Genomic DNA, 6,024 nt, shown 5'->3' on the forward strand with positions numbered 1-6,024 from the left:
CCATGAACTCGCCCACGGTATCTGATGATTCATTATCCCCGACGCTGGCTCAACTCCAACTCAAACAAGTGAGTTTGGTTACATCAGCCAAAGGCGCGATTCCAGGAACCACGATTCTCAGCGATATTTCCTTTGAAGTAGCTAGAGGCGATCGCGTAACCTTAATTGGTCCGGCTGGTGCGGGGAAAAGTTCACTGCTGCGGCTGTTGAACCGATTGAGTGATCCCACCAGTGGTACGATTTATCTGGAGAATCAAGATATTCAGACGATTCCCGTGTTGCAGTTACGACGGCAAATTATGCTGGTTTGCCAAGAACCGAAGCTATTAGGAATGACGGTACGGGAGGCGCTAGCTTACCCATTGGTGTTACAGCAACTAGGAAAATCCGCGATCGCACAACGGATTCAAACCTATCGAAAAAAGCTGCACATCCCAGAAGATTGGCTAGAACGCACGGAATTACAACTTTCAGTGGGACAACGACAACTGGTTGCGATCGCACGGGCTTTAATTTGTCAACCTAAAATTATCCTATTAGATGAACCGACATCCGCCCTTGATGTGGGTACAGCTTCTCATTTTTTGGGTGTCTTAGCTGACTTGGCGAATCAGGATCAGATCACTGTTTTAATGGTCAATCATCAGTTAGACATGGCTCAACTCTTCTGTAATCGGATATTGTATCTCCAGACAGGTCAACTCATGCAAGATACATCAGCGACTAATTTGGACTGGAACCTGTTACGAGAATCCTTAGTTCAAGCCAAAGCCCAAGCAGCACAAGAGTGGGGAGTGGAAGAGTTTTGATCCGTCTGCTTCCCTCAAGGGAACCTGGTTTGTAGGGGCGGGTTTAGGGACTTTCTTATCGCTATTTAGGGTAACGTTTATACAAAACCCGCCCTGACTAAATTGTGCAGTGAACCTCCTTGTCTCTGTATACATTTGCCCCTCTCCATCCAAGAACACTATTGTCGCCAAGCTGTACTCGCGGCTACGGGTGCAACATCTGGTCGAGAAGTTGGATAATGAGGATCTGCTTCTCCTCCAGTTGATTGGCTGCTCTCCAGCATTTCTAAATTAAACCGATAACCCACATTCCGCACCGTTTGAATTAAACTTGGTTGTCGGGGATCAGTTTCAATTTTTTTGCGTAGTGAGAGGACATGGGTATCAATAGTACGAGGATTATCAATCGCATCGGGCCACGCCCGACGGAGTAATTCAGAACGACTTAAGGGCAATCCTTCCGCTTGGGTTAAGACGTAAAGCAAACTAAATTCTTGAGGGGTTAAATCAACAAACTCCCCTTTGTAACACACCCGGCGCTGAACTAAATCAATTTTGAGATCACCATATTCCAGCGTCATTGGTACAGCCGTCATCCGGATGCGGCGAATCAGCGCCTCAACTCTTGCCAGAAATTCCTGCATCCCAAAGGGTTTGGTTAGATAATCATCGGCACCCGCTTTTAACCCTTGGACGATATCAACTTCATGATTACGGGCAGACAGCATTAAAATTAACGAATGTCGCTGCTGATGAATCCAGCGACAAAATTCTACCCCGTCACCATCGGGTAAGTCAGAGTCGAGAATGACGAGAGTGGGTTGGCGATTATAGAATGTCTCTCTGGCTTGATAGAGGGAGGCAGATTGATAAACCCAATAGCCCGCTTGCTGCAAGTGCCAACCTAGCAGCGATCGCAAATGGGGATTCCCCTCGATAATCTGAATACAAACCGATGCTCCCACGGCATTTTGTTTCCTTTTTCGGCATTGTTACTCAGGTTAACAAAGCTAATGTCAAGATTTTGTAACAACTGTTACTGTGATAGCTGAGGGTGATAGCTGAGGGTGTGGGGTGTGGGGTGTGGGGTGTGGGGTGTCGGGTGTCGGGTGTCGGGTGTCGGGTGTGGGGTGTCGGGTGTGGGGTGTGGGGTGTGGGGTGTGGGGTGTGGGGTGTGGGGTGTGGGGTGTCGGGTTTGGGGTGTCGGGTGTCGGGTGTCGGGTGTCGGGTTTGGGGTTTGGGGTGTGGGGTGTAGGGTGTGGGGTGTGGGGTTTGGGGTGTAGGGTGTGGGGTGTGGGGTGTGGGGTGTGGGGTGTAGGGTGTCGGGTTTGGGGTGTAGGGTGTGGGGTTTGGGGTGTGGGGTTTGGGGTGTAGGGTGTCGGGTTTGGGGTTTGGGGTTTGGGGTTTGGGGTTTGGGGTGTCGGGTTTGGGGTTTGGGGTGTCGGGTTTGGGGAAAATTTGCTTTCAACTTCAGTTAACGCCAATGCTTACCTGCTGCTTCAGGTGTGACATTTTGTGGTACGCTTAATTTCCAAGCATCCATCTGAGCCAATTCATCGCTATCATCCTCTACGTTACGTCCGTTATTATACTATGTCAAAAAAAGCACTTCCGACCCGTGGGCAGTTGGAACGCCGCCTTTCTCAAGCCATACAATCCCTGTACCGTGAGCAACTTGGGCATCAACCGAGCAAAATAACCAGCAGTATTGAGGGTAATCGAGTTACGCTGATTCTGGAAGAGGCGGTGACTCAGCCCGAGCAGTTACTCGCCAACCAAGGAGAGGAAGCGCTAACTCAGCAGGTGCGCTCAGATTTAAATGCTGCCATTAAACCTCTATTAAGAGAGCGAATCCAGGACGTTTTGGCAGTAGAGGTGGTTGATTTGCTTAGTGATACTACCTTAGAAACTAAAAGGCTGGGAATCATTGCTGTGTTAGCTGATAATCCTCAACTTCGCTGTTCGGGTTCAGCATCAAAACAGCCGACTCATCAACCTTATTAATCAGGAGTCGGACTTGCATTAAAGTTAACGGTTGAGATTAGGGAACTCTTAACAGGGAACAGTAAGGGTTTGAGGGTTGTTAACATTTCTTAGTACAGGATACAGAATTTGTGTCCAGGTACTTAGAATGTCATTTGCTATTTGTGATTTGTTCAATAAAGAATTGGTTTTGACAAAACTATAGTCTATGGAGTTCACGATAAAACTCTTCCTTGAGTTAGATGACTTTAACTATAAAATAATGGAAGATTTACTGTACTATGGAAAAACCAAAACAAATCCTCGTTTAGATTAATTATGAAATTCAATCTGGGCTGTCAATTAAATTATAGTGTTGCGGCAAGTAGCACTTTTATTTTTAATCTCAGCGTTGTTGAGAAAAAGCATCAAAGAATTCTGCAAGAAAGCTTGCGAATTGAACCATCCATGGATTATGAGGAGTATGTTTCTCCTCGGATGGAAAACCGATATCTACGAGTCTATGTACCCCAAGGTGACTTACAGGTGTCCTATCAAGCCACTGTGGATTTATATTATCGGGATGAAGACCCCAGTTCGATTGCAGAAAATCCTCCGGATAAGTTACCGTTAGAAACCTTACATTACCTCTATCCATCACGTTACTGTGAGTCAGATCGGTTAATGCGTCTGGCACAGAATGAGTTTGGTAATTTGATTCCTGACTATTCCAGAGTTACGGCTATCTGTAACTGGATTTACGATAATGTCACCTATTTATCGGGTAGCACGAATCAACATACCTCGGCTTATGATACCGCGACAGAACGAGCAGGGGTTTGTCGAGATTTTGCCCATTTGGGAATTGCGTTTTGTCGGGCGTTGAATATTCCGGCTCGATTTGTGACGGGATATGCCTATAATTTAGAACCGCAAGATTTTCATGCCTATTTTGAGGCGTATTTAGGCGATCGCTGGTATTTATTTGACCCTACCCGACTCGCCCCCTGTAATGGGTTAATTCGCATTGGTATCGGGCGCGATGCGGCTGATGTCGCGTTTGCCACTATTTTTGGTGATGTTCAGATGAACTATAAGGATGTGTTTGTCGAAGCGGTTCCGGATCAGGATGGAAAAACGCCTGAACTTCCCGACTATACCAATCGTGCGATCGCGTTAATTTAGTATTGAAAGACAGACATGATATGACGAATGACGAATGACGAATGACAAATAACGATCCTCTCCGTTAACTTTAATTTTTCCCACAAATCATTAACGCAATGATCGCCGACTGATTCCACTCACCCAATCCACCAGAATTGTCAGCATAATCAAACAGGTGATAGTGGTAACAATACCGGGCGCGTCAAAACTACTCAATTGTTCACTCAATAACCGCCCTAACCCACCCGCCCCCACTAATCCCACAATGACAGTTTCTCGCATACAGACTTCCCAACGGTACAGAATATAAGCCAGAAAACGGGGTAATGTCATCGGTAGCACCCCATATAAAAACACCAACGTAGCGGGGGTTCCCTGAGCTTTCAAGGCTTGTAATGGAGGTTGGGGGAGATTTTCTGTCACTTCTGCCATCAGCCGCCCTAAAATCCCAAAATTGTGCAACCCCAACGCGATCGCACCCGGTAAAATACCTGGAAATAAGATAAACAGCGCCACTAACGCCCAAATTGGTGCCGGAATTGCCCGACACACCAGTAAAATCGCCCGGGTGAGTAAAAAGGTAATCCACACCCAAATCTTCTCGTCTCGCCCTCTTCCTTGACGACTCGGATTGAGTAATCCTCCAGGTAGGAAAAAATTACGAGTCGCGGGAAACGAGAGTAAAATACCACCCATACCCGCCAGTGCGATCGCGAGAATGGACATGGATAGGGTTTGGGTTGATAATCGGACTAATTCTGGCAATTGTTCCCAACTGATATCCGGTGGAAAGGATACGGTTATCGCATCCACCAATAATTTCCCCGTGCGGGGTGACCAAAGTTGGGTAAAGTCAGGATGGACATACCAAAAGCAAAAGGGGATGAGTAGCACCCCCCCGATACCCACCAGAGTAATCAACGGATCACGCTGATAGAATTTCCTTGGAGACGTAGAACCTTGATCAGCATTTAAATCCAGCCGACTGCTACAGCCTAAGCGATCGCGTAACCAAGCGCTACTCAAATCAACCATCCCGTTTAAGATAAATAGGGCATAGAAAAATGTCCACAACTGTTGATAACGCAGCGACTGTAAACTCAGAAAAATCTCATATCCCAATCCCCCAGCCCCGATAATTCCCAACACCGCCGCCGAACGAATCGAACATTCAAAGCGATAAAAGGTATAGGAGAGAAGATTTAAGAAGGCTTGGGGAATCAGGGTATAGAGAAACGCAGTTAAGGGTGGAACCCCACTATTAAGCAGCGTAATTAGAGGGTGACGGGGAGTCTCATCCAGAATTTCGGCAAAAACCTTCGCCACTACTGCCCCAAAGGGAAGCGCGATCGCTAAAATGGCGACTAAGGGATCAAGTCCCCAAATATTCACAAAAAACAGTCCCCACAGCATTTCGTGAATCGCCCTGGGAACCGCCAACAATCCCCGCAAACTCAACCAAATTTGAGCAGGGTGTCTCTCGATTGCACCCTGGAAAACCGCTAACCACCACACCTCAGAGGTTAATACCCCGCCAACGATTCCCAGCACCACACTGAGAAACGTACCACAGACAGCATAGGCTAACGTGGTAAGCGTCGCCTCTAAGGTTAATTGGAGAAACTCAAGGCTTAACTCCGGTTGTAGACTAGCTTGGAGAAATCGCCCCAATAAGGAAAATCCACCTGGATTCAAGATATCCTGTTCCCAGATACCCGCCTGGTAAAGAGAAAGTGCGATCGCGCCGATAAATACCAATCCCCAAACCGTTTGTGGGTTGAGAATTGGGGGACGAGATAAGGGCTGACGTTTCACAGGATGATAATCGGGAAGCTGGGGAAGGGTTGGACATAGTTAAATAGGCGACATTTTAGAGCAAATAGTATTGTAAAGTTTCAATAAGAATATAGTCAGATGTAGTCATGTTAGGTAATATATAGACATGAAACTCTCAGACTATGCCAAAAAAGCAGGAATCAGTTATCGAACTGCCTGGAGGTGGTGGAAACAAGGAAACTTGACCGGTCATCAATTGCCGTCTGGTACGATAAGATTATAGCCGAGTTAAAATATCACGGACAATAATGCTACTAGCCCAAAGACATAT

6 protein-coding genes and 1 pseudogene are annotated in these 6,024 nt (G+C 46.7%); 4 read left to right on the forward strand and 3 right to left on the reverse strand.

Annotated elements, in window-relative coordinates; genetic code table 11:
* The first annotated feature begins 2 nt into the window (after nt 1-2).
* Nucleotides 3-809, forward strand: coding sequence for an ABC transporter ATP-binding protein (locus RIG27_RS06595; RefSeq protein WP_446343546.1), 807 nt, complete (start codon nt 3-5; stop codon nt 807-809).
* A 158-nt stretch (nt 810-967) separates the two neighbouring features.
* Here RIG27_RS06595 and RIG27_RS06600 read toward each other — a convergent pair whose 3' ends face one another.
* Both RIG27_RS06600 and RIG27_RS06605 read right to left on the reverse strand, forming a co-directional pair.
* On the reverse strand, nt 968-1,753 hold the full coding sequence (locus tag RIG27_RS06600; protein ID WP_446343548.1) for a response regulator transcription factor: 786 nt from the start codon (nt 1,751-1,753) through the stop codon (nt 968-970).
* A 71-nt stretch (nt 1,754-1,824) separates the two neighbouring features.
* Nucleotides 1,825-2,256, reverse strand: a complete 432-nt coding sequence (locus RIG27_RS06605; protein WP_446343550.1) for a hypothetical protein — start codon at nt 2,254-2,256, stop codon at nt 1,825-1,827.
* A 125-nt stretch (nt 2,257-2,381) separates the two neighbouring features.
* Here RIG27_RS06605 and RIG27_RS06610 point away from each other — a divergent pair, with 125 nt between their 5' ends.
* Nucleotides 2,382-2,792, forward strand: coding sequence for a DUF2294 domain-containing protein (locus RIG27_RS06610; protein ID WP_446343552.1), 411 nt, complete (start codon nt 2,382-2,384; stop codon nt 2,790-2,792).
* Between the two features lie 297 nt (nt 2,793-3,089).
* Nucleotides 3,090-3,935 carry a transglutaminase-like domain-containing protein gene (locus tag RIG27_RS06615; protein WP_446343554.1) on the forward strand — a complete coding sequence of 282 codons (846 nt, stop codon included), beginning with the start codon at nt 3,090-3,092 and terminating at the stop codon, nt 3,933-3,935.
* A gap of 90 nt (nt 3,936-4,025) precedes the next feature.
* Here RIG27_RS06615 and RIG27_RS06620 read toward each other — a convergent pair whose 3' ends face one another.
* Complete coding sequence (locus RIG27_RS06620; RefSeq protein WP_446343556.1) at nt 4,026-5,732, reverse strand: PhnE/PtxC family ABC transporter permease; 1,707 nt, start codon at nt 5,730-5,732, stop codon at nt 4,026-4,028.
* A gap of 127 nt (nt 5,733-5,859) precedes the next feature.
* Here RIG27_RS06620 and RIG27_RS06625 point away from each other — a divergent pair.
* A pseudogene (locus tag RIG27_RS06625) lies at nt 5,860-5,967 on the forward strand (IS607 family transposase); the annotation flags it as partial.
* Nucleotides 5,968-6,024: the final 57 nt, after the last annotated feature.

This window comes from Coleofasciculus sp. F4-SAH-05 (genome assembly GCF_040222985.1).
Classification (GTDB): domain Bacteria; phylum Cyanobacteriota; class Cyanobacteriia; order Cyanobacteriales; family Coleofasciculaceae; genus Coleofasciculus; species Coleofasciculus chthonoplastes.

Excerpts from the sequence above, each read along its gene's own strand:
- RIG27_RS06595 (WP_446343546.1), top strand. The coding sequence starts at position 3 with ATGAACTCGCCCACGGTATCTGATGATTCATTATCCCCGACGCTGGCT.
- RIG27_RS06610 (WP_446343552.1), top strand. The coding sequence starts at position 2,382 with ATGTCAAAAAAAGCACTTCCGACCCGTGGGCAGTTGGAACGCCGCCTT.
- RIG27_RS06615 (WP_446343554.1), top strand. The coding sequence starts at position 3,090 with ATGAAATTCAATCTGGGCTGTCAATTAAATTATAGTGTTGCGGCAAGT.